This is a genomic window from Flavobacterium rakeshii, assembly GCF_009741375.1.
GTDB lineage: Bacteria > Bacteroidota > Bacteroidia > Flavobacteriales > Flavobacteriaceae > Flavobacterium > Flavobacterium rakeshii.
This window is the reverse complement of sequence record NZ_WOWP01000029.1, coordinates 1-1338: the sequence shown is the minus strand read 5'-3', so window position 1 is coordinate 1338 and position 1338 is coordinate 1. Positions and strand designations below refer to the sequence as shown.

Sequence of the window (1338 nt, the reverse complement as noted above, 5' to 3'; positions counted from 1 at the left end):
ATTCAGTAAGTCTTTTTGTGTTATCCTTTTCTCTTGCAACGCCAATTACGGTAAAGCCTTTGTCTTTGTAATCATTGTATACAGGTACCATAGTTCTGCTTTTTGCAATGCAAGGTCCACACCATGTTGCCCACAAATCAAGTAAAGCTACTTTTCCATCAATTTGTGTAGATAGTGTTACGGGGTTACCGTTCAAATCAGGTGCTGTGAAGTCGATAAACTTTTTACCCGCTTCAATACTCATAGCGTTAATAAGATTAAGCGCCAGTTCGTTATAAGGGTGGTTGGGGAACTGTTTGGAAAGTTTTTCGAAAGATTTTTTTACTTCTGAAACATTAATATTTTCCTTATCAAAAATAATACTTTTAATAAGTAAGTAGTAAGATACTAAAGTATTGTTTTTATTTATATACTGTTGTTTCCATTTTTGTTCATCATTATAATACTTGCTTATACTATCAAGAAAATCTCTCTCAAGCTCTGGTGTATTTGCTTTTTCAGATAAACTATTAATAGCTTCCAACCTTGGTTTGAATTTTTGGTCTTTATTTTTTTTATAATTAAAAAAGTCGCTATTGAGTTTGCCTCCTTCTATGGTATTTTTATCAAATTTGTCATCAGGATGTATGGTGATATTGATATCTGTATTTTCGATAAAAACAGTGGAAAACCTATACATTCCTGACTTTACCGACTCCTTTAATGCAAGTTCATAAGCTTCGGGTTTCTCAACATGTAATTTGTAATCAAACTTACCGTTTATTACAGGGATTTCAATTACAGAATCATGTACTATATCCTGGTTAAGACGTGCTAATAGAATGGTTTTAGTATCAGTGTCAACAACAGTACCGTGTATATGGCAAACGTCTTCTTTTTTAGAACAGTTAATTAATAATAATGCCGTAAATAGTAATACTAATTGGTTTGAAAATTTCATTTTGTTGGTTTTGTAAAGTGTGATGTCAAAAATAGGGGTTTTCTTATAAGTTAATTTGATTTTTTCTGTATATTCCTCTTCAGTCAGGTAACCTATAATTTTTATAACAAATTATTTTATTTACAATGATAACACTCAAATAGACAAAATATTATGATAGGATTAATCCTATTGTTTTTTACAGATGTACTACATTACGGTATGGATACTTATTTAATGCTTTTATCTCTCTTCAAAAACGCCTTAACTTTTTGAATATGTTATTAAAATAAACAGATTTTAAAAAACTTAAAAAGGAAATGATTTTAATAAAAAAGACCTCCTGAGTAAGGGAGGTCTTTTTAACTGTATTAGTTGAGTATTTTTTCTAAATGTTGCCTTACTTCTTCGGCTGTTGG

The 1338-nt window shown here is 30.1% G+C and carries 1 protein-coding gene; it reads right to left on the bottom strand.

What is annotated here, in order from left to right; all coding sequences use genetic code 11:
* Positions 1 to 940: TlpA disulfide reductase family protein (locus tag GN157_RS09015; RefSeq protein WP_157483094.1), on the bottom strand; the 940-nt coding region annotated here is incomplete at its 3' end.
* Positions 941 to 1338 lie beyond the last annotated feature (398 nt).